The organism is Sphingobacterium psychroaquaticum (assembly GCF_004421025.1).
Lineage (GTDB): Bacteria > Bacteroidota > Bacteroidia > Sphingobacteriales > Sphingobacteriaceae > Sphingobacterium > Sphingobacterium psychroaquaticum.
Window position 1 is genome coordinate 1673347 of sequence record NZ_CP038029.1, and the last position, 22815, is coordinate 1696161.

The window sequence follows — 22815 nt, forward strand, 5'->3', positions numbered from 1 at the left end:
TTGCGCCATGTCTGAAAAAATTATCATCCTTGATTTTGGCTCGCAGTATACGCAGTTAATTGCGCGACGCGTTCGTGAGCTTAATGTGTATTGTGAAATACATCCGTTCAATAACTTGCCTACGTTTGACGATAGCGTAAAAGGTGTTATCTTTTCCGGTAGTCCATATTCGGTAAGACAAGAGGATGCGCCACAGGTAGAGTACAAATCTATTCAAGAGCGTTTTCCGTTGTTAGGTGTTTGTTACGGGGCACAATATTTAGCACAACAATCGGGCGGTGAGGTTTTACCATCAGAGATTAGAGAGTATGGTCGTGCAAATCTACAGTTTGTAGATCATGATAATCCCCTTTTAAAGGGAGTCCCTGTACAATCGCAGGTATGGATGTCGCACGGCGATACCATCAAAGAAGTACCTTCTAACTTTAAGATTATTGCGAGTACGGATAAAGTTCGTGTTGCGGCGTATCAGGTCGAAGGAACGCAAACGTTCGGTATTCAGTTTCACCCGGAGGTGACACACAGCACAGACGGACAAGTTCTATTGAAAAATTTCGTTGTTGATATTTGTGGTTGTTCACAAGATTGGACCTCAACAGCGTTTGTAGAAACTACAGTTGCAGAGCTTAAAGAACAATTAGGTGATGATCACGTAATCATGGCACTATCAGGTGGTGTAGACTCTACAGTTGCGGCGGTGTTATTGCACCATGCAATCGGTAAAAATTTACATTGTATTTTTGTGGATCACGGCTTACTTCGCAAGAATGAGTATGAGCAAGTATTGGATTCCTACAAAAATATGGGACTTAATATTAAAGGTATCCATGCAAAAGACCTATTCTACGGTAAGCTAGCAGGTTTCTCTGAACCAGAGCAAAAGCGTAAGATCATTGGTGGCGCATTTATTGATGTCTTTGATGAAGCGGCTAAGGAAGTGCAAAAGGAACTACCAGCTGGTTTGGAAGTGAAATGGTTAGGTCAAGGAACAATTTATCCGGATATTATCGAATCTATTTCCGTAAAAGGTCCATCGGCAACAATCAAATCACACCACAATGTGGGCGGTTTACCTGACTTTATGAAACTTAAAGTCGTAGAGCCATTGAAGACGTTGTTTAAGGATGAGGTAAGACGAGTAGGAAAGACATTAGGGGTTGATCCTAATATCTTGGGTAGACATCCTTTTCCAGGTCCAGGCTTAGGTATTCGTATTTTAGGCGATATAACGGAAGAAAAGGTACGGATTTTGCAAGAGGCTGATGATATATACATTCGCAATCTAAAGGAAAGTGGATGGTACGATAAAGTATGGCAGGCAGGTACGATCTTTCTTCCTGTTCAATCCGTTGGCGTAATGGGCGATGAGCGTACGTACGAACATGTTGTTGCTTTGCGCGCCGTAGGCTCGTTAGATGGAATGACAGCCGACTGGATTCACTTGCCATATGATTTGTTAGCGAAAATTTCAAACGAAATCATCAATCATGTTAAAGGAATCAACCGAGTTGTTTATGATATCAGTTCAAAACCACCAGCAACGATTGAGTGGGAATAAAATTCTTACTGGTTTAGGTATTATCCTAGCTTTGGGCGCTTGTTCGCCCAAAACTACGGGTGTCCTACAGTCTCCGGGCCATCAGGGTGGAATGGTGAGCGGACAACCCGTAAAGAAAGAAGATAATAAGTCTACCTCAGCACATAAAGTAGAGTTAACGAAGGAGGAAAGAGAGGCGAAGTTTATCGCTGAAAAACGATCGAAAAACAACAGTATTACACTGGTACTTCCTTTTCAGTTGGATAAAGTGAATCCGGCAGCTCTTTCAAAAGCTGATGTTACACGTTCTTCGATTGCGCTTGACTTTTATCAAGGCTTTCAGATGGGATTGGATGAGGTGGCCAAGCAAGGAAAGTCTTTTGTGCTTGATGTGGTTGATTCTCGGGATGACGAATTACATAATAGCCGGATTGCAAATTCATTGGATGTCCGTGGGGCATCGTTGATTGTTGGTCCCGTGTATCCAAAAGAGATACGTTCCTTTGGTGAAGGCTTGGTGGATAAGTCCGTGTTACAGATTAACCCTTTGGCAGCGTCACGTGCTACGGATTATAATTTGTCCAACTTAGTATCGCTGACGCCATCGATAACGATGCATACCCGTGCCATGGCGAGCCAGATGGCGCGCGACGCTGGGAGTGGGGATGTGTTGATTATTTACAGTACGGGAGATGCTGATGGAAAACAGTTTTTGACGGGCTTCGCAGGTGAGATTCGTAAAGTAAAACCAAGTGCACAAATTAAAACAGTTTCTTCTCTTGCGCAGTTAAATGAAGCAATGACTACGACCGGTTCTAATTTAATTGCGGTCGGAACAACCGAGAAAACGGAACTACGTTCTTTTTTGAGCAATTTAGATAAGAAAGTGAAAGAGGGATACTATACTTTTAAATTGTATGGACACCCGCTTTGGGATCGTATCGATTTTAGTGGTTTTGAAAATTTTGAAAATTACAGCCCGATAATTTCCGCGGAAGCACATATTAAATCTTGGTCTAGTGCGGTTAAAGATTTTAGAGAAAAATATACCGCTTCGTTTGGAGTAGCACCTTCAGATCATGCTTTTAAAGGTTACGATGTAGCGCGTTACTTTGGTAATTTAATGGCGAAGTATGGTGCGGATTATGCGAACCATGTTACGAAAGAAAGTTATGACGGAATATATAGTTCGTATAACTTTGAGAAGAATAACACAGCAGGCTATCTTAATAATGCCGTTTCGTATAAAGTATACCGCGGCAATACCTTTCAATTGAATTAATGGCGGAAGTAAATCCACGTCGAGTTGAGTTGTATGTTCGTAATTTTGAGCGTGCGCTCGAAGAGTATACTGCTGAAGAACCCTTCGCTCGGTTTTTAACACGTTTTTTTAAAGAAAATAAACAAATGGGATCATCCGATAGACGGATGACCTCCCGTTTGTGCTATAACTTTTTTCGCCTGGGGCAGGCTATCCCAACAGCGGAACCAATGCAGCGCTTGATTGTTGCAGAATTCCTATGTGAATCAAGTAGTCCTATTGTTAGCCTATATGAACCCGAATGGCAAACGGTGTCTGGCGAATCATTGGAAACCAAGATTACTTTTCTACAAGGTTTAGGAATAGAGGTTTCTCAGACGATCTTCCCGTATACAGAAAATCTTTCCGCGACGATTGAACCGACATATTTTTCGTTAAGCCATCTCATTCAGCCGGATTTGTTTATTCGTGCAAAAAAAGCAGAAGTAGAGCAGGTAGAGCGTGCCTTACTGAAACATAAGATTTCTTTTTTGCGCGAAAGTGATACAGGGTTCCGATTAGCAAACGGCAGCCGTTTGCAGGATGTGCGCGGTATTAAGGGGCGTTATGAGGTGCAGGATTTATCTTCTCAGGAAACGATTAACGCCTTCCAGATATCGGGAAAGGAAAGTTGGTGGGACGCCTGTGCCGCATCGGGTGGTAAATCGTTGATGTTACTGGATATGTATCCACAATTAGATTTGCTCGTATCCGATATACGCTTAAGTATCTTGCGCAACTTGAATGAACGATTTGAGGAAGCTGGCGTCAAGACGATGGCTTATCGACAAAAGATTATTGATCTGACAGGCGATGTATCCGCGATATTGGGAAGTGAGCAGTTTGATGGCATCTTGTTAGACGCACCATGTTCGGGCTCGGGTACATGGGGACGCACGCCTGAAATGATACAACAATTTAGTGTCGGTAAGATTAAGCACTTTGCTGACCTACAGAAAAAAATAGCACGCAATGTGGTCCCTTATTTAAAACGTAATGGTACCCTGATCTATATAACCTGTTCTGTTTTTAGCGATGAAAACGAAGCTGTCGTTGCCTACCTAGAAAAAACATTTGGCCTTGTCGTCGAGGAATCGCGAACAATTAACGGTTACACAAAACGAGCGGATAGCATGTTTGTGGCCCGGCTCAGGAAGATAAACTAGTCACATTTGTTGGGAACTACCAAGACCGGACAACTCGCTTTACGAATGACGGACTCGGATACACTGCCCGAAATAAAATGTTCAAATCCGGTTCTTCCGTTGGATCCGATGATAATGAGATCGGCTGCCCATTGTGTTGCAGTTTCTAAAATTTCGTCCCGTATGTTCCCCACTTTGTTGAACGTGAATACTTCATTCGCGCTGTTGAACTCGGCCGCCAGCTCATTTAAATATTTTTGCGTTGCCTCGAGTTGTATCTGTGCTACTTCAGGTACAATGATGGGTTGCTGACCCAGTAAAGGATCGGCGCCATAGCTGGCAGGTGAGGTCGGAGGAATTACAGTGATCAGTGCCAAAATGGAGTTAAACTCTTGGGCAAGGTCTTTTGCATAGGCAATTGCCTTTTCTGTGCATGGGCTATCGTCCACCGCAAGCAGAATTCTATTAAATCTGTTATACTTCATAATTACAACAATTTTAAACTTATCTTCGTATGTACAAAACACGTACCGATTCTTTATTGTTTTATGGATACTATGGATATACTGTTAGGACGTTGTAATTTAACTGTTGTGCCACTGCGGGCTGAAGCATCTCATCGTAGTGAGATGGTAAGTCAAGTGTTGTTTGGTGAAGAGTTTGTGATACTTCAGGAGGAAGCTGATTGGGCTTTTGTGCGCTTGCATGATCCTGTCTATGAAGGATGGATCCAAAAAGGACAATATGTTTCTCTGGAGCCGATGCCTGGAGGGACAGCGTCCTTGATCGAATCGTTGGTTGTTGATGTCGAAGGTGCTACAGCCCGTACAGCGGAGCGTGTGGTCCATTTAGTTCCCGGAACGAAGATTATGATTAATGATTACCGGGCTACAACAACGGAATGGTTCGAGATTGAAGGCAGGCTACGGAAACCCACAATTGACGATTTTGATGTTGAATTAAAACGACTTATAACACATTATAAGGACACACCTTATCTATGGGGGGGGCGTTCCGATGCAGGGATTGATTGCTCGGGGCTTACGCTGGCTTGTTATCGTCATTTTGGGATTGATCTCCCACGGGACGCTTATCAACAAGCAGAATTAGGCGAGGTCGTTGATTTTCTACCTGAGATAAAAGCGGGGGATTTGGCGTTCTTTGATAATGCGGATGGAAAGATTACGCATGTTGGTATTATGCTGGATGCTGAAACTATTATACATGCCTCCGCTCGGGTACGTATCGATAAAATGGATTCCGAAGGTATCTTTAATAAAGAGTGGAATCGGTATACGCATAAGTTACGTATTGTTAAGCGTTATTGGTAGTTGGTAGAGAGTACAAAGTATAGAGTACTTTGTACTTGCTATTTACGACTAATTTAGGAGGGCACGAGCCAAAGTCTCGCGCCAGCGATGGGAGGTTCGTTCTTCGGTGAAACCTTGTTAGTCCTTCGATGACGCTAGGTTAATCTTTCGGCGAGGACTGACTGAATTTTCTCGCGCTGTGAGGTTGAGCCTGCAACGATGTTTGGTTTAGGTTTTAGCATAATCGTCATCCCGACAGAGGAGGGATTTACGGACCTTACACGTACGTGCTTGTTTTTTTATGAACGATGAATATTGAATGATGAATAACCCTTTTTATATATTACCCAGTAGTCAATTAATACCGGTATTGACGACCACAGTTCCAGATCGATTTTTAGTGGAGGAGCAAACCATGGAAGAGATTCGCTTCGCTGTCCAGGGACTGCAACATTATATGACAGGGAATCTGTCGGAGGCTGTTGCCTGCTATAGCGAAGCGATTGAGCAATTTCCCACATTGCCATTTTTCTTTGCTTGTCGTTCGATCGTCAATGAAGAGTTAGGCGATAGTGAAGGGGCCTTTTATGATTATCAAGTTGCAAAGAAAATCGATTTTAATTATCATATCTTTTTAGAATGGGTAGAGAATAAACCAGCCTTCGCTACAGGAGACTCCACTATTTTTTCTGATTTAAAATCTTTGTTGGACGCGGCATTACATTCGGTTCAGCAGTTTGATTATGCGCATGGGCTAGCACTTTATAGCGATGCTGTTGTTCGGTTTCCAGCGGAAGTACAGGTCCTTGTTTACCGGGGCGCGCTATACATGCGATTACTACAATATGATCTTGCCTTAATGGATTTCAATGCGGCTATTGATCGGGACGCTACTTTATTTCAGGCTTTTGTATCGCGGGCAAAGCTGTATGTTGCGATCCGCGAACATGATTTAGCCCTAAAGGATTTTGGAGTGGCAGTGGCTTTAGATCCGGAGAATAGTTTAGTATATGAAGAGCGTGGGAATTTCTTGATGGAAATCGGAGCATACGAGCGTGCTGTTGCGGATTTCGATAAGTTGACAATGTTGCTCCCGGAGGATTTTTATGTCTTTGCACTGCGGGCTGATCTTTATGAAAAAATGGAAGCGTGGACGGAGGCCCTAGCAGATTATGATCGCGCAATTACGTTTAACCCATATTATGCAGATTTATACGCTTATCGGGCGGATATAAAGGATCGCTTGGGCGACCAGAATGGAGCAGAAGAAGATAGACAACGTTTTGCTGCGATAGAAAATGATGAAGATTAAAAACAAAGCCCTGTCTACAAAAAGACAGGGCTTTGTTCCTATTTCTTAGATTGGTCTACGGCACAGCCGCATCCCTTATTACATCCGCCCGCTTTACCTTTACTCGGAAACAAGCGCTTTACCACAAAATAGACGGCAACAATAAAGACTATTGCTATAATAATATATTGTATGGTTAATGTATCCATGATATTTTTATTTTAAGAATTGATACGCAAGGAACGCAACGATATACGCTAATCCCGTCATCATTCCTGTTTGTATTAGTGTCCATTTCCAAGAACCTGTCTCGCGCTTCATTATGGCAATTGTACTCATGCATTGCATTGCGAACGCATAAAACAAGAGTAAGGATACTCCCGATGCCAAATTGTATGCTGGCAGCCCTGTATTTCTGTTTATTTCAGATTTCATCTTTGTGAGCAAGGTTTCTTTTTGGGCATCGTCCTCAATATCTACATCTTCCCCTAGACTATATACCGTCGCCATGGTGGCAACAAATACCTCACGCGCGGCAAAGGATGAAACAAGACCGATACCCATCTTCCAGTCGTATCCTAAAGGCTCTACAATAGGTTCAATACCCATGCCAATGTAACCGAGGAAAGAGTGTTCTAGTTTGTATGATGCAACCTCTTCGGCTAAATGATCCTCACCAATTGTTGGGTTAGCCTCGAGGATATATTTCTCCGGATTGTAGAATTTGTCGTTCGGGCCGAAACTTCCAAGTACCCACAATACAATAGCCATTGATAAGATAATCTTACCGGCACCAAAAAGGAAGCCAGAAGTTTTATCCCAAACATTGGTTACTACATTTCGCCAGTCTGGCGCTTTGTATGATGGTAATTCAAAGATTAGGAAAGAACGGTGTTTTGTCTTGACTATTTTACTTAAGATCCATGCCGATGCTAAGGCAGCGACCACACCTAATACATAGAGTAGGGCCAGGGTTAACCCTTGGATTCCAAAGCCTAAGAAGGTTTCATTCGGGATAACGAGTGAAATTAAAACGACATATATTGGTAAGCGTGCTGAGCAGGTCATAAATGGCGTAACCAACATCGTAATCAAGCGTTCTTTTGTGTTCTCGATATTACGCGCCGACATGATGGCCGGTACGGCACAGCCGATCCCTGACATCAACGGAATTACGGACTTACCGTTCAGTCCGTAAGGACGTAACCAGCGATCCATCAAGAAAACAACGCGGCTCATGTAACCCGTTTCTTCCATTAAGGAAATCAGGATAAATAAAATAGCAATTTGCGGAACAAAGATGACGATACCGCCAATACCAGATAGGACACCTTGTGTAATAAGGTTTGATATTGGTCCTTCAGGCAGGATACCTGCCACCAGATCTACTAAACTGGCAAAAGATTCGTCAATCCAGTCCATGATGGGGGTCGCCAAGATGAAGACCAATTGGAAAATAATAAGCAGAATCGCAAAGAAAACAATATACCCCATTACTGGATGAAGTAAAAGCTTGTCAATTTTATTCGTTTTAGTCAAGTGTAGATTTTCTTTGCGAACAGCAATTTCATCTATCTCTTTATCAATTTGCTTGTTTCGGGAAATAGATTCCCACCGTTGGAGATCATTTGCTGTAAATCCGTGTGTGCTTCTGATATTCTTAAGAGCAAGGCGTTGGTCCGCTGATAGGAAGGAAACATCCTCTTGCGCCAAGTATTGCCACGTCTGATACTCCGTCTGTAATGGGAAGAGCTTTTTGGCTTCCTCAAGCGCTGGAACGAACCTGCTATCAATCGTAAATTTGCTGCTATAATAGCCCGGACGTTCGTCAAATGCTTCGATCAATTGGTGTATACCATGCCCGTTTCGCGCATCGGTGGTGTATACTTTTGTGTTTAGGTATTGTTCAAGTTTTTGGTAATCAATCTCTAAACCTTTGCCTTTTGCTTCATCGATCATATTGATCACAAATAGCGCCGGTACACCGAGCTCACGTGCTTGCTGATATAAGATAATTGACCGCTTGAGGTTGTTGGGCTCACTCACGACAACAACTAAGTCCGGGTGTGATTTATTTTCTTTATTTCCAAGGATTTGGTAAACGATATCTTCATCGAGCGATGTTGGAAATAAGGTGTACGTTCCAGGTAAATCGATAATCGAATAGGTTTTTCCATTAGCTTTAACGGTACCTTCTCTTTTTTCAACGGTAATACCTGGGTAATTACCAACATGTTGGTTTAACTTTGTAATACGATTAAAGACGGATGTTTTTCCGACATTTGGGTTGCCTAACAGCGCGATAATGGGATTACTCATAGGGAATTTTTTTCAACTAAAATATGATAAGCTTCAGATTTACGAATAGCTATTAATGTGTTTGAAGTATGGATGTGAAGGCCGATAGGTCCATTAAAAGGAGCTTTGTGTTTGATCTCTACAAGGCAACCTGGAAGCAGGCCCATCTCTAGAAATTTAGAAGGTAATTCGGTGGCGTTTACTTCGCTAATACGGGCACATTCACCAATGGTAAGGGTATCTAGACTGAAACTTTTTTGCATTTTTTCTGTTAAAAAAATTATAAAATCTATATTCGGGATATATTTGTTGTCTTTGCTTCAAAGATAGCTAATTTAGATTGATTCTACGTTTAAATGTTGTCACACTTTTGTTTTAATTAAGAAAACTATGAAAATTGAGGAAGAGATAAAGGTAAAGAGTTTTAGTAGTGATTGGCAGCGCGCCTCAATAAACATTATGTATACGGGGAATTGGCTGAACTTGATTCTGGAAAAACGTGCCGCTAAGAAGCAAATTACTTTGCAGCAATTCAATGTTTTACGAATTTTGCGCGGACAATTACCTAACCCGTCAACGAATAATTTGTTGAAAAATAGGATGATAACCAATACGCCTGATATCTCTCGCTTAGTCGATCGAATTGTGGCTAAAGGATTGGTTTCTCGGTGTAAAAATAAGGAGGATAAGCGTGCTGTGGATCTCTTTATTACGGAAAAAGGGTTGGCTTTATTGGAGGAGATTGAGGACGATATGATGCTGAATGATCTTTTACCACAGAATTTATCGGAACAGGAAGCTTTTCAGCTGAGCGAGTTGCTCGATAAATTCCGTGGTTCTATACCGCCAGAGGAGGTTTAATATCTTTTAATGATCGTGATCATGACCGTGGTCGTGATCATGGTTATGCTGTTCTTGCTGATGGTTATGCCCATCATGACCGTGACCGTGGTCGTGGCTATGCCCTTCAAAAAGGAAGTTTGAAAGCGAGACCAATACGCCGAGGAGCACGGCGATCATTTTCTTTTTATTGAATTTGTGATGGTCTGCTGAACCTGATTCGAATAGGATGGTAGTCGAAATATGTAAAAAGATACCTATAACGATTGCCATAATCTTATCAAAATATTGTGATATATTACCGATATCTCCTTGACTTATTCCTTTACTGGTTAAGAAACCCATGGGAGTCATCGCGGCAAAAAGAAGGATGAAAAAGCCGATTTTCCCTTTCGTTAGTTTTGTATTGATCAGTAAACTTCCCAAAGCGAAGGCTGCCGGAATGTGGTGGATAGCAATACCAAAAACAAGCTCTGATTGATGTCCTGCCGCCAGTGGCATTCCTTCCAGAAAAGCGTGCAAACACAAACTAACCATGATACCGATAGGGAATACATTATGATCATGTGCGTGTAGGTGTCCATGCTCTATCCCTTGTGAAAACTGCTCCAGGATTAATTGAAATAAGAATCCACCTAAGATGTATAAACCAATAATTTCGGGACTCGTATTGTTGCTTAAATAGACATGCGGTATAAGGTGTAGTACTGTAATACTGAATAAATAAGCTCCACTGAAAGAAAGTATTAGTTTCAATAGATTTGTATTGTCGCGTTTGACAAAGAAAACTGCCAATCCGCTGACAAGAGCAGAAACAAATAAAATAGTTACGATTAAGAATGAACTCATGATGTTGTTATTGGGGGAATATCGTTAGCAAAGAAGCTTGGGAAAAATCTCTTAAATAAATAACCAGTGCCTAAGCCAATAAGAATGCCTAATAGGGCTCCACAGATTACATCGACAGGGTAATGTACACCCACGTATATTTGTGAAAAACTTATCAGGGAAGCCCAAGTGATACAGAGCCATAAGGCGTGTTTCCATCGCCTTCTAAACAAGGCTATCCAGAAAAATGCCATAGCAAAATGATTGGTCGCATGGGACGAGGTAAAGCTAAAGCCGGAACCACATCGAACACGTATATTGACATGTTCTTTAAATACTAAATCATTACAAGGTCTAACCCTTTTTACATTCTTTTTGATCAGGTGCGAAGAAACAGCGTCTGATAACGCAAAATTCGTCAGGGTGAATGCGACAATAATAATTCCCATTTTACCATAATGCTTAATAAAGAAAATTATCAAGAAGAGGTATAGGGGCGCCCATGTGTATGGATTTCGAAGAATAGGTAAAAGCCAATCAAAAAAAGGATTACTTAATCCTTGGTTGATCGCTAAAAATACCTCTTGGTCAAAATGTATTAACTGATTCAGCATAAATTCTCTTAATGTTTGTCTACTTCAAACTTACATAAATTCACTTTTATGTGCAATGTAATAATGCCTATATACGAGCGCTTATCGTTTTATCCCCTCTGCTTGCAATCCCTTTTTATTGTGATTATAATAAAGGGAAAATTCAGCTGGCGTAAGGTAATGAAGTAAATGAAACAATGTTGCAACAAAGATAGTATTTTTTTTAACACTTACACAAACGGTAGCGTATAATTTTCTTGTTTATATCCTCGGTATTGTATTGCGTATACAGGCAAATTTATCTATGTTTACCCTATAAATATTGAATCATGACACTTATAAAATCGATATCCGGTATTCGGGGAACGATAGGTGGTCGCGCTGGTGAGGCGTTGACACCCATCGATATTGTGAAGTTTACAGCAGCATTTGGGAAAATATTGATGCAAAAAACGGGTAATACAAAAATTGTGGTGGGCCGTGACGCGCGTTTATCGGGCGAGATGGTTAGCAACCTTGTTGTAGGAACCTTGCAGAGTATTGGTGCGGATGTAATTAACCTTGGATTGTCTACAACGCCAACGGTGGAACTTGCTGTTCCCCTTGAGGAGGCTGCGGGTGGAATTATTTTGACAGCATCTCATAACCCTGGTCAATGGAATGCTTTAAAGCTTCTTAATCATAAGGGTGAGTTTATCAATGATGAAGAAGGGAAAGAAGTATTAGCTTTAGGTGAAAGTTTGGACTTTGACTTTGCTGAAGTAGAGGCATTAGGCGTAGCGCGTAAAGATGATAGTTATTTACAAAAACATATTGACGCTGTTTTGGCTTTACCATTGGTGGATCGCGAGGCAATTCGTGCTGCTGGTTTCAAAATCGCCGTCGATGCAGTAAACAGTACTGGTGGAACTTTTATTCCGGCTTTATTGGAAGCTTTAGGCGTAGAGACGATTTACAAAATCCATTGTGAGCCCAATGGTCATTTTCCACATAACCCGGAACCACTAAAGGAGAACCTGACGGATTTATCTGCGGCGGTGTTAGAACACCAGGCAGATTTGGGTATTGCTGTAGATCCAGATGTTGACCGTTTGGTCTTTATGATGGAAGATGGTGAGCTTTTTGGTGAGGAATATACATTAGTGGCGGTAGCGGATTATATCTTAGGGCATACCAAAGGAAATACAGTTTCTAATTTATCCTCTACAAGAGCGCTGCGTGATGTGACCATTAAACATGGTGGGGCTTATTTTGCTGCCGCGGTAGGCGAAGTGAATGTTGTGACAAAAATGAAGGAAGTGAATGCGGTGATTGGTGGAGAAGGTAATGGAGGTGTTATCTATCCTGAATCGCATTATGGCCGTGATGCATTGGTTGGTGTGGCTATTTTCCTTACACATCTTGCTAAGTTAGGCAAGAAAGTCTCGGAATACCGTGCGGAGTTACCGCAATACTTTATGTCTAAGAATAAGATTACGCTTACACCTGACCTCGATATCGATGCTTTGCTGGCTAAGATGGAAGAGAAGTATAAGCAGGAGCAGTATACCACGATCGATGGGTTGAAGATTGATTTTGCAGAAGAGTGGGTACATTTACGGAAATCGAATACAGAGCCGATTATTCGTATTTATTCCGAAGGACCGACGGAAGAAGCGGCAACTAAAATAGCACAAAAGATAATGGATGATATCCAAGAAATTATTGGTTAAAAAAGCGGACGGCTACCCTAGGGTAGCCGTCCGCTTTTAATATTTTACCACTTCCAGGCTAGAATGCGAATAATCTTGTTTCCATGCTGCATCCCGATCACTTCCACCTTTGCCGCTTTGTTATATTCTAATACTGCAATTAACGGTTTCAAATTGTCTTTATCAGATATTAGTGTGGTGATCCAACCGAGCTGGTTTTTAAAGTTCATGCTCTCATAAATCATCGTACGCACAAATTGGCGTTCTCCGCCTTCGCACCAAAGTTCATTGGGATGACCTGCAAAATTTTGTACGGTATGTTTATCCGGACGCTTATTTAGGTTGTTAAATTTCTTTGATGTTTTTTGCCAGTTGTCTTCTCTGGATTTAAAGAAAGGAGGGTTACACATGACGGCATCAAAACGATCAGCTTTATTTAAGACACCGTCAAATATTTTCTTGTTATCCGGTTGGAAACGAAGTTCAATTTGTTTTTTTAAACCGCCATTAGATTTCGCAATAGATTGAGCATGGTTTAGTGCCGACTCATCAATATCAGTCCCTACAAAGCTCCATTGGTAAATCCGTTGCCCCAGGATCGGGTATATACATGATGCTCCTGTACCGATATCTAAAATACGGACATCCTCACCTGTAGGAATCTGCCCCTCTTTTTCCGAGGCCAATAGATCCGCTAAGTAATGGATATAGTCCGCACGCCCGGGAATAGGAGGGCATAGGCTATTCTTTGGTAACGTCCACTGATCAATTTTGTAGTATTGTTTAAGTAAACCTTTGTTCAGTTCTACTACGGACGCTGGGTCGGCGAAATCTATCGATGTAGTTCCTGCTACAGTTTCCACAATATAATCCTTCAATGCAGGATTAATACGAATTAGTTTTTGAAAATCATAACCCGTATTGTGTACATTTCGCGGGTGCAATTGTTTTTTCTGTTCGGTACTACGCATAATAGCTTTTTTCTTAGCTTGCAAAGTTACTATTATTCTACCGGATACAAGACGATGCACACAAACAAAGCATTCTTTCCGAAAGATTTGATAGTTTTGCAGGTACAGCTATGGCAGATTTCGATATTAAAGATTTTTTAGATAAAAAGGTTGAACAGTTTAATCAACCCTCATTTATAGCGCACGACCCAATTTGTATCCCACATCTATTCACTAAAAAGCAGGATATTGAGGTGATGGGTTTCTTTGCTGCAATCTTGGCATGGGGGCAACGGAAGACGATTATCAATAAGTGTAAAGAGCTTATTACGCGTTTTGACGGTGCGCCTTATGATTTTATGCGGAACCATCAAGATAGCGACTTGAAACAATTGCTCGGTTTCAAACACCGTACCTTTAATGATACGGATCTGCTATTTTTTGTTTCTTTCTTTCGTGACCACTACCATCGTTTTGATAGCTTAGAAGATGCCTTTTTGTTGGGCAGCCAAGTGGAAACGGGTCGTCCCTTTATGGAAAATGCCCTAAATGAATTTAAGGCGTATTTTTTTTCCCAACCGGACTATCCGATTCGAACACGTAAACATATTAGTTCACCGGTTCAAAAGTCAAGCTGCAAACGACTGAATATGTATTTACGATGGATGGTGCGAGCGGATGATCGTGGTGTTGACTTTGGTTTATGGAAGAGAATCCGTCCGGCAGATCTGGTATGTCCCTGCGATGTACATGTAGAGCGGGTCGCACGCCAATTTGGGTTGATTACTGCCGATAAGCTCCATTGGAAAACTGCGTTGGAACTTACCGACAATCTAAAGGCCTTTGATCCGTTGGATCCTGTCAAATATGATTTTGCACTCTTTGGATTAGGCGTGGTTGGTGAGTTGTAAACGCGCCAAGAGGTCTACCATCCGATTGGAATAACCGTACTCATTGTCATACCAGCCGACCACCTTTACCAAGCCGCCGACAATCGATGTTAATTCCGAGTCGAAAACACAGGAATATGGGTTATTGATAATATCTACGGATACAATTGGATCCTCGGTATAGTATAAGACATTCTTTAGTATACCATTCGCTGCTTCTTTAAACTTTTCATTGATCGCTGCAACTGTTGTCGGCTTGTTCAACGTACAGGTAAAATCGGTGAGCGATCCATTTAGAACAGGCACACGAATTCCAGCACCACCAAGATTTCCTTCCAAATGCGGGAAAACATTGGTAATGGCCTTGGCTGCGCCCGTGGTCGTCGGGATAATGGAAGAAGAGGCGGCACGAGCTCTCCGTAAATCGCGATGTGGCGCATCATGTAGGTTTTGATCCCCGGTCATGGAATGTACAGTTGTGATGTATCCATCCTTAATACCCCAGTTTTCATCCAATATTTTTACTAATGGAGCGACATTATTGGTCGTACAAGAAGCATTCGAGAAAATAGACGTATGCCAATCAAAATTATGATCGTTGATTCCTAGGACGATTGTAGGGACTTCCTTGTCTGGCGACGGAGCGGATATAATGACCTGCTTTGCTCCGGCGTCGCGGTGCAATGCCGCTTTGGCTTTGCTTGTAAAGAAACCGGTGGATTCAACAACGACATCTATTGCTAGAGCAGCCCACGGGAGGTTTTCAGGAGCTGATTCCCGAAATACTTGAATAGCCTTTCCATCGACATAAATATGTGCATCATCGTGCGTGATTTCTTTTTCAAAAGGACCGTGAACCGAATCATACTTTAGTAAGTGTGCCAGTGTTTTGGTATCTGTCAGGTCATTGATGGCTACCACCTCGAGCTCTGTTTCCAATCCGCGGCGGTATATATTACGTAAAGTGTTTCGGCCAATCCGACCGAAACCATTTATAGCAATTTTCATTATTTTGTAAATTCTGCTAGCACGAAATCAAGAGGTTTTTCACCATCCCAGTTGCTCTTAAGGGATCCATCAGCACCATAAACGTAGTTCGCTGGAAATTGCTTTGGCACATGGAATTTCTGAATAAATTCCTGATTTCTGTCGTACAATACTTCAATATTGGGTTTGTCTACAAGTTCTTTTCCAAACGTATCAAGGAAGGAAGCCATAAGCGCAGGATCATTCATCGAAACGAAGTAGATGTTTACGTCTTTTATCTTACTGTAGTTTTGTGCCAAGTTTGTTGTCTCGTGTTGACAATGACCACAGCTTGGATCAAATAAGATAAACACAGAGTTTTTGTTTTTTGCGATATCCTCGTTTGTAAAGCTTATACCAGACTTCACCTTATAAAATTTAAATGCCGGAATTTGAGCTGCTGCTTCGGACGCTAGGGGCGGGGCTTGAGGTGTTTTTGTCGCACCTGCTGCATGCGGGTTTTCAGCTGTCGCAGGTTGGGTTGTTTCTTGCGTCTCTGTTGCCGCTTTCTCTGTATTACTGTTCGATTGGCAAGCGGTTAAATTAACCAAGCCGCAAAATGCAATAGCACTAAATATATATTTCATTCCAAGTATATTTTATAAGTTCAAAATTAGCTAAAAATAGGGGAATCATATGTATGAAATGATTTAATGATGATAAAATGAAATAACCTCCCTTTAAAAGCAGAATAGCTCCCATTTGGGAGCTATTCAATATACTATAACAAATTGTAGTTTATGTTAGGGCGTTACCACTTTCGCCACTTCTTTTTTCTCTTCTGTGATGTGTTTTCCTCTTCCAAGGTCATACACAGAAGGAGCAGCTAAGATGATCGACGAGTATGTTCCCACTACGATACCAATTAAGATCGCAAATGAGAATCCACGAATAACATCACCACCAAAGATAAATAATACAACAAGCACGAAGATAATGGTCAATGATGTGATCACCGTACGGCTTAACGTTGTATTGATAGCGTGATTGATGACATCACCAAAGTTTTTACTGTGTGCACCTGGCTTATTCAAGTCTTCACGGATACGGTCAAATACAACCACCGTGTCATTTACAGAATAACCCAATACCGTTAAGATAGCAGCCACAAAGTGTTGGTCGATATCTAAAGAGAACGGTACTAATCCATCCAATAAAGAGAATAGACCCAACAAGATAATACCATCGTGAACCGTTGCAATAGCAGCTCCGACAGAATACTGCCATTTGTGGAAACGTACTAAGATATATCCGGCAATAATCAAGATAGAGAAAATACCAGACCAAATTGCTCTGTCTTTAATATCAGTCGCGATAGACGGTCCAACTTTTTGAGAAGATAAAATCTCATGCTTGTTGCCTGATATTTTAGATAAACCAGCGTTTAGCTTGTCTAATACCTCTTTATCAGCTTGATCACTTGTTTCTTCGATATGGTAAGTCGTTGTTACGCGTACTTGGTTCTCGCTACCAAAAGTTTTTACTTCTGTCGTTGATTTGAATGTTTCATCTAAGTGTTGACGAACTTCTTCCAAATTAACTGGCTTTTCGTAAGCAATGGTATAGGTACGTCCACCTTTGAAGTCTACACCTAATGTAAATCCTTTGGTGAAGATCGAAGCCACACAGATAATTACCGCTACAACAGATATCGCGTAAAATACTTTACGTTTTTTGATAAACTGGAAGTTGGCATTTTGTAAGGTGTTTGCTGACCAAGGGAAAGAAACAGATATCTTCATATCCTTATCTAACATGTATTCGAAAATCAAGCGAGAGATAAAGATTGAGGTAAACAATGATGTAATAATACCGATCATCAACGTCGTTGCGAAACCTAAGATTGGTCCACTACCGAAGAAGAAAAGAACTAAACCAACCAAGAAGGTTGTGATTTGCGAATCCAAGATAGAAGGCATCGCATGTTTGTAACCATCGGCGATTGCTTGGCGGATACCTTTACCTAAGCGGAGTTCCTCCCGAATACGCTCGTAGATAAGTACGTTGGCATCTACTGCTGTACCCATTGTTAATACGATACCGGCAATACCAGGGAGTGTCAATACTGCACCTAAAGAAGCCAATATTCCCATTAAGAAGAATACGTTGAACAATACTGCAATATTTGCTGCAATACCAGCACGGTTGTAATATGCAACCATGAAGATCATAACCACGATAATACCGATTACCGCAGAGTTAACCCCTGCATCGATCGCAGCTTGACCCAAAGAAGGACCTACGATCGCTTCTTCAACAATTTTCGCAGTAGCTGGAAGACGACCTGCTTTTAATACGTTCGCTAAATCTTTTGTATCCTCAATAGTAAAACTACCAGAAATCTGTGAGCTACCATTCGGAATCTCTTCATTTACGGAAGGAGCGGAGTAAACAACACCATCTAATACGATCGCGATTGCTTCTCTATTTTGTGCTGCTTGTGCTGTAACTTTTCTCCACTGACGTGCACCGTCTGTGTTCATTTCCATAGAAACAACAGGGTTGTTCTGTTGGTCAAAGTTGTCACGAGCATCGGTTACAACATCACCTGTCATAACAGCCCCCGTTTCTGTACCGGATAGTTTAATCGCATAAAGCGATAACATGTTTGGTGTACGTTGTTCTGGTTTAACAGCCCATAAAAGTTTTAAGTTTCCAGGGATGTTTGCTTTTACTTCCGGACGGTTTAAGTAAGCGTTTACACGCGCTGTATCTTTTAGGTTAGCGCTACCCACCATTGGGCCAGGCAACAGCTGTGGCTGACCATTCTGCTCCATATAAACAGCTGGGTTCAATACACTGAACAAGGGGTTGCTCGCCGCTACTTCAGGGCTAACGGCAGTTGAGTCTTTCTTCTCGTTTTTACCGGCACCTAAATTCGCTAATAAATTGTCATCTTTTTTCGTTGTATCCGTCGCAACACTATCTTTCTTAGCTGCTGCTGCTGGCGCATTGGATTTTAAAGAAGAAGCAAGTAGGTTGTTTACATTCTCTAAAAGCGGATATACTTGTAAGTTACTGTGTGTTTCATAGAATTCTAGCTTCGCTGATCCTTGAAGTAATTTACGAACACGAGCTTCATCATTTACACCCGGAAGCTCAATAAGGATACGGTTTGTACCTTGTTGAATCTGGATGTTAGGCGATGCTACACCAAATTTATCGATACGTGTACGTAATACTTTGTATGAGTTTTGGATGGCGTTATCCGATTCTTTACTCAAGAACGAACGAACCTCATTGTCAGAGCTTGTCGCTTTGATTAATGAAGAGTTATCTTTTGTTGCGAAGAAAGAAGCTAATGGTGTACCAGCACCTGAAGCTTTATATTCATCAACAAAAAGCTCTACCACACCTTTATTGACAGATTTGCTTTTCTGTACAGCACTTGTTAACGCTGCATTAAACTTTTCGTCCTTTGGATTGTTTGCCAAGTTTTTTATTAACTCGTCCAACGAAATCTCCATTGTAACGTTCATACCACCTTTAAGGTCTAGACCTAAAGCCAGTTCGTGTGCTTTGGCTTCGCGGTACGTAAATTTAGCTAGTCCTAAATTGTACACCTCTTCACCTGCCATGGAATCTAAATACGCTTTTTCTTTGGCCATATCGCCTTTAGCGTAGTTAGCAGCATCGCTTTCTACTTTACGTGTAACAAACGTAAATGATAGGGAATAGAGGCATGCTATTGACACCACTATTACCAAGAATTTAATCAGCCCTTTACTCTGCATTGTCTCTATTCGTGTGTTTATTTGATATAGTTTAAATTTTACTCGATTTTAAGCTTAATAATATGTAGCCAAGATTCGCAAAGGTATAAAAATTTTGTAGAATGAAAAGATAATTGACAATGAATCCAAATAAAACCCATTTTTTTTGTTAAGGGGCTTTCTTTACGATTTTCGGAGTGCGGTGGAACGGTGGGAAATAGGGAGGTGAATGCCTATGTTGGGGAGCGTGTAGGGCTATAAATGAAGAACGGTCTTACCGTTATAGGGTAAGACCGTTCTATACATTCTGATACGGTTTATTTCAAGATATATTTAATACCGAAAGTGAATCCGTCACCATTGAATCCAGAATCATTGTTCAATCCTAAATATGGTTTATAGTCTAAGTGTAAACCGAAAGGAATTGTAGGGATTTTGTATTCAAGACCTATTTGCGGACGTAAACCGATGAATACTTTATCATCTACGTGTTTTGAGGTAACGAAACCTAATTGTGCACCCACACCAGCATACCATGCTAATCCTTCTGCGCCTGGGATTAATTTTTCATATTGCCAATCACCGCCAACAGAAATCCAATTGTCACCGAAAGCTGCTTGGAACTGTGCTGCTGTTGTTGATTTCAAAGCAGTTTTGTATTGTATACCTACATTTGCGCCATCGCTGCCATCAAAAACAACACCTAAAGCAGATTTGAAAGGTGTTTGTGCTTTTGCTTCATTTAAACCAACTGCAACCGCAGTGATTGTCATTAGGGATAAAAATACTTTTTTCATGTTTTGTAATTTTGTAATTTTTGATTAGTCGAGTATCGATAATAATCTTGGGATGCCTTTGTACAAATAGCTTGCCAAAATTTTTTTGAGGAAAAAATGTTTCTTGATAATAATCTGAATGTCATTCTTTAATAAAAAGATACTTTGTTTTGATTATTTGTATAATTTTCGTAGATTTGCCTGGCAAATAGAAACTCCAAACATATTTGCCCTATGCAGTTAGACCCACAAAAATTCGTAGCCGAAGGCCTTACATACGACGACGTTTTATTAATTCCTGCTTATTCAGAAATTTTACCACGTGATGTCGATACGAGTACAAACCTGACCCGAAAAATAAGATTGAATATTCCTTTAGTATCCGCGGCAATGGATACGGTTACTAGCGCTGATTTGGCGATTGCTATTGCACAAGCAGGTGGAATCGGTATGTTGCATAAAAACATGACAATCGATCAACAGGCCGCTGAAGTGCGCAAAGTGAAGCGTTCCGAGAGTGGTATGATTCAAGATCCAGTAACTTTATTGGAAGGGTCTACAGTAGGGGATGCTTTTAAAATCATGAAAGAGCATAAGATCGGAGGTATTCCAATTATTAGTGCGGAAAGTAAATTGGTAGGTATTGTGACCAACAGAGATTTACGTTTCCAGAAGGATATGACGAAGCCAATCAATGAATTGATGACGAAAACCAATTTGGTGGTAGCGCCAGTTGGTACAGATTTGATTCAGGCAGAAGAGATTTTACAGAATCAGAAGATTGAAAAACTACCTGTCGTTGATCAGAATGGTACGTTAAAAGGTTTGATTACCTTTAAAGATATTCAGAAGTATAAGCATTATCCAAATGCAGCTAAAGATAGCCATGGCCGTCTTTTGGTTGGTGCAGCAGTAGGGGTTACTGCAGATACATTGGAGCGAGTGGAAGCGTTAGTAAAAGCTGGCGTAGACGTGGTAACAATTGATACGGCACACGGGCATTCGAAAGGAGTGATCCTTAAACTTAAAGAAGTAAAAGCAGCTTTCCCGGAATTGCAGGTAATTGTAGGAAACATTGCTACAGGTGCTGCAGCGAAAGCATTGGCTGAAGCAGGAGCAGATGCCGTGAAGGTTGGAATTGGTCCTGGTTCGATTTGTACAACACGTATTATTGCTGGGGTTGGAGTACCGCAATTGTATGCTGTTTATGAAGTAGCGAAAGCGTTGAAAGGTACAGGTGTTCCATTGATTGCAGACGGCGGGATTAAACAAACAGGTGATATTGCTAAAGCTATTGCCGCTGGAGCAGATACGATCATGGCAGGTTCTTTGTTTGCAGGCGTAGAAGAGGCTCCTGGAGAGACTATTATTTACGAAGGCCGTAAATTCAAATCTTACCGTGGCATGGGCTCGTTGGAAGCAATGGAGAAAGGATCCAAAGATCGTTATTTCCAAGATGTGGAGGAAGATATTAAGAAATTGGTGCCAGAAGGTATTGTTGGAAGAGTACCATATAAAGGAACACTTGCTGAAGTAGTGTACCAGTATATCGGTGGTTTGCGTGCATCAATGGGCTATTGTGGTGCTGCGACAATTGATAAGTTGAAAGAAGCACAATTTGTTCGTATCACGGGAGCGGGTTTACGTGAGTCGCATCCACATAATATTTCAATTACGAAAGAAGCGCCAAACTACAACAGTAGAGGTTAGAAGTGTTTTATTGAAAATTTATTCAAAAAAAGCACAACAATAAATAAAATATAACGTTATTAACTTAAACGATAGATTTAAATATTCATAATTTAGGTTAATAATTGGTTTGGTAACGTCTGGAGCTCCCCGCCCAGACGTTCCTTTTTTAACAAACTCTTATTTTTCTTTCTCAAAGATCTTCGCACGTATAAATTCATAATTCATCCGGGCAATCTGTAAGACTGATATACCTTGTGGACATTCTACTTCGCAAGCTTCGGTGTTGGTGCAGTGTCCAAAACCTTCTTCATCCATAGCATTAACCATGTTTATGACCCGTTCTGCTCGTTCTTCTTTTCCTTGCGGCAGTAAGCTTAGGTGACCTACCTTGGCGGAGGTGAACAGTGCGGCGCTACCATTCTTACATGTCGCCACACAGGCGCCACAGCCTATGCAAGCGGCCGCATCAAAAGCGGCTTCTGTTGTTTGGTGCGTAATAGGGATCGCATGCGCATCTGGCGCTTGTCCCGTATTTGTTGAAATATACCCGCCCGATGAAATAACGCGGTCGAGTGCCGAACGATCTACACTCAGATCTTTGCGTATGGGAAAGGCTCCTGCCCGGAAGGGTTCAATGATAATGGTATCATTGTCGGAGAAGGAACGGATGTGTAATTGACATGTTGTTGTATTTTCTAAAGGACCATGGGCAATGCCGTTGATCATCATACCACATTGTCCGCAAATACCCTCCCGACAATCGTGATCAAACGTAACCGGGTCTTCGTTGGCCAAGATGAGTTGCTCGTTTAAAATATCTAACATCTCCAAAAAAGACATGTGCGAATTGAGATCGTTTAAGGTATATGTTTTTAATTCACCTGCTTGTTGTTGGCTCTTTTGGCGCCATATTTTCAATGTGAGTTTCATAGCTT

The 22815-nt window shown here is 41.3% G+C and carries 21 protein-coding genes; 9 read left to right on the top strand and 12 right to left on the bottom strand.

Annotated features, from left to right (window positions below; all coding sequences use genetic code 11):
- Positions 1 to 7 precede the first annotated feature (7 nt).
- From guaA to E2P86_RS06905, 3 genes are read left to right on the top strand one after another with little or no spacing between them, the layout of a single operon-like run.
- Positions 8 to 1558 carry a glutamine-hydrolyzing GMP synthase gene (guaA, locus tag E2P86_RS06895; protein ID WP_134431819.1) on the top strand — a complete coding sequence of 517 codons (1551 nt, stop codon included), beginning with the start codon at positions 8 to 10 and terminating at the stop codon, positions 1556 to 1558.
- Positions 1515 to 2819: an ABC transporter substrate-binding protein gene (locus E2P86_RS06900; RefSeq protein WP_234991188.1), complete on the top strand. Its 1305-nt coding sequence runs from the start codon at positions 1515 to 1517 to the stop codon at positions 2817 to 2819. The genes guaA and E2P86_RS06900 overlap by 44 nt, the downstream gene beginning before the upstream one ends.
- On the top strand, positions 2819 to 4003 hold the full coding sequence (locus E2P86_RS06905; protein WP_134431822.1) for an RsmB/NOP family class I SAM-dependent RNA methyltransferase: 1185 nt from the start codon (positions 2819 to 2821) through the stop codon (positions 4001 to 4003). Before E2P86_RS06900 ends, E2P86_RS06905 begins: the two co-directional genes overlap by 1 nt.
- Here E2P86_RS06905 and E2P86_RS06910 read toward each other — a convergent pair.
- Positions 4000 to 4467, bottom strand: coding sequence for a universal stress protein (locus E2P86_RS06910; RefSeq protein WP_085472706.1), 468 nt, complete (start codon positions 4465 to 4467; stop codon positions 4000 to 4002). The two genes, E2P86_RS06905 and E2P86_RS06910, sit on opposite strands and share 4 nt — an antisense overlap.
- 72 nt (positions 4468 to 4539) lie before the next feature.
- Between E2P86_RS06910 and E2P86_RS06915 the strand changes: the two genes are divergently transcribed.
- Positions 4540 to 5313, top strand: a complete 774-nt coding sequence (locus E2P86_RS06915; protein WP_240775586.1) for a C40 family peptidase — start codon at positions 4540 to 4542, stop codon at positions 5311 to 5313.
- Between the two features lie 298 nt (positions 5314 to 5611).
- Complete coding sequence (locus tag E2P86_RS06920; RefSeq protein ID WP_134431825.1) at positions 5612 to 6604, top strand: tetratricopeptide repeat protein; 993 nt, start codon at positions 5612 to 5614, stop codon at positions 6602 to 6604.
- 38 nt (positions 6605 to 6642) lie between these two features.
- Here the strand turns inward: E2P86_RS06920 and E2P86_RS06925 are convergent, their stop codons facing one another.
- From E2P86_RS06925 to E2P86_RS06935, 3 genes are read right to left on the bottom strand one after another with little or no spacing between them, the layout of a single operon-like run.
- Positions 6643 to 6792, bottom strand: coding sequence for a FeoB-associated Cys-rich membrane protein (locus tag E2P86_RS06925; RefSeq protein ID WP_085472708.1), 150 nt, complete (start codon positions 6790 to 6792; stop codon positions 6643 to 6645).
- Positions 6793 to 6799: 7 nt separating this feature from the next.
- A complete protein-coding gene (feoB, locus tag E2P86_RS06930) occupies positions 6800 to 8902 on the bottom strand; it encodes a ferrous iron transport protein B (RefSeq protein WP_134431828.1) in 2103 nt (700 codons plus the stop codon).
- Complete coding sequence (locus E2P86_RS06935) at positions 8899 to 9144, bottom strand: FeoA family protein (RefSeq protein ID WP_085472710.1); 246 nt, start codon at positions 9142 to 9144, stop codon at positions 8899 to 8901. Before E2P86_RS06935 ends, feoB begins: the two co-directional genes overlap by 4 nt.
- A 127-nt stretch (positions 9145 to 9271) precedes the next feature.
- Here E2P86_RS06935 and E2P86_RS06940 point away from each other — a divergent pair, with 127 nt between their 5' ends.
- Positions 9272 to 9742: a MarR family winged helix-turn-helix transcriptional regulator gene (locus E2P86_RS06940; RefSeq protein ID WP_085472711.1), complete on the top strand. Its 471-nt coding sequence runs from the start codon at positions 9272 to 9274 to the stop codon at positions 9740 to 9742.
- A gap of 6 nt (positions 9743 to 9748) precedes the next feature.
- On the opposite strand, the gene E2P86_RS06945 is transcribed toward E2P86_RS06940, so the two are convergent.
- Together E2P86_RS06945 and E2P86_RS06950 are read right to left on the bottom strand one after the other, a co-directional pair.
- Positions 9749 to 10570 carry a ZIP family metal transporter gene (locus E2P86_RS06945; RefSeq protein WP_085472712.1) on the bottom strand — a complete coding sequence of 274 codons (822 nt, stop codon included), beginning with the start codon at positions 10568 to 10570 and terminating at the stop codon, positions 9749 to 9751.
- Complete coding sequence (locus tag E2P86_RS06950) at positions 10567 to 11163, bottom strand: phosphatase PAP2 family protein (RefSeq protein WP_085472713.1); 597 nt, start codon at positions 11161 to 11163, stop codon at positions 10567 to 10569. Before E2P86_RS06950 ends, E2P86_RS06945 begins: the two co-directional genes overlap by 4 nt.
- A 308-nt stretch (positions 11164 to 11471) precedes the next feature.
- Here E2P86_RS06950 and glmM point away from each other — a divergent pair, with 308 nt between their 5' ends.
- A complete protein-coding gene (gene glmM / locus E2P86_RS06955) occupies positions 11472 to 12854 on the top strand; it encodes a phosphoglucosamine mutase (protein ID WP_085472714.1) in 1383 nt (460 codons plus the stop codon).
- Between the two features lie 44 nt (positions 12855 to 12898).
- On the opposite strand, the gene rlmF is transcribed toward glmM, so the two are convergent.
- Positions 12899 to 13804, bottom strand: coding sequence for a 23S rRNA (adenine(1618)-N(6))-methyltransferase RlmF (gene rlmF, locus E2P86_RS06960; protein ID WP_085472715.1), 906 nt, complete (start codon positions 13802 to 13804; stop codon positions 12899 to 12901).
- 110 nt (positions 13805 to 13914) lie between these two features.
- Here rlmF and E2P86_RS06965 point away from each other — a divergent pair, with 110 nt between their 5' ends.
- On the top strand, positions 13915 to 14694 hold the full coding sequence (locus E2P86_RS06965; protein ID WP_085472716.1) for a TIGR02757 family protein: 780 nt from the start codon (positions 13915 to 13917) through the stop codon (positions 14692 to 14694).
- On the opposite strand, the gene gap is transcribed toward E2P86_RS06965, so the two are convergent.
- From gap to E2P86_RS06985, 4 genes are all read right to left on the bottom strand, one after another.
- Positions 14671 to 15681, bottom strand: coding sequence for a type I glyceraldehyde-3-phosphate dehydrogenase (gap, locus tag E2P86_RS06970; RefSeq protein WP_206367998.1), 1011 nt, complete (start codon positions 15679 to 15681; stop codon positions 14671 to 14673). The genes E2P86_RS06965 and gap overlap by 24 nt on opposite strands.
- Positions 15681 to 16286: a TlpA family protein disulfide reductase gene (locus E2P86_RS06975; protein ID WP_085472718.1), complete on the bottom strand. Its 606-nt coding sequence runs from the start codon at positions 16284 to 16286 to the stop codon at positions 15681 to 15683. The genes gap and E2P86_RS06975 overlap by 1 nt, the downstream gene beginning before the upstream one ends.
- Positions 16287 to 16442: 156 nt before the next feature.
- Positions 16443 to 19433, bottom strand: coding sequence for a protein translocase subunit SecDF (gene secDF, locus E2P86_RS06980; RefSeq protein WP_134431834.1), 2991 nt, complete (start codon positions 19431 to 19433; stop codon positions 16443 to 16445).
- Between the two features lie 296 nt (positions 19434 to 19729).
- Positions 19730 to 20209: a hypothetical protein gene (locus tag E2P86_RS06985; RefSeq protein ID WP_134431837.1), complete on the bottom strand. Its 480-nt coding sequence runs from the start codon at positions 20207 to 20209 to the stop codon at positions 19730 to 19732.
- A gap of 213 nt (positions 20210 to 20422) precedes the next feature.
- Between E2P86_RS06985 and guaB the strand changes: the two genes are divergently transcribed.
- The gene (gene guaB / locus E2P86_RS06990) at positions 20423 to 21898 is read left to right on the top strand and encodes an IMP dehydrogenase (RefSeq protein ID WP_085472721.1); all 1476 of its coding nucleotides are present in this window, start codon (positions 20423 to 20425) and stop codon (positions 21896 to 21898) included.
- 159 nt (positions 21899 to 22057) lie between these two features.
- Here the strand turns inward: guaB and E2P86_RS06995 are convergent, their stop codons facing one another.
- Complete coding sequence (locus tag E2P86_RS06995) at positions 22058 to 22810, bottom strand: succinate dehydrogenase/fumarate reductase iron-sulfur subunit (RefSeq protein WP_134431840.1); 753 nt, start codon at positions 22808 to 22810, stop codon at positions 22058 to 22060.
- Positions 22811 to 22815 lie beyond the last annotated feature (5 nt).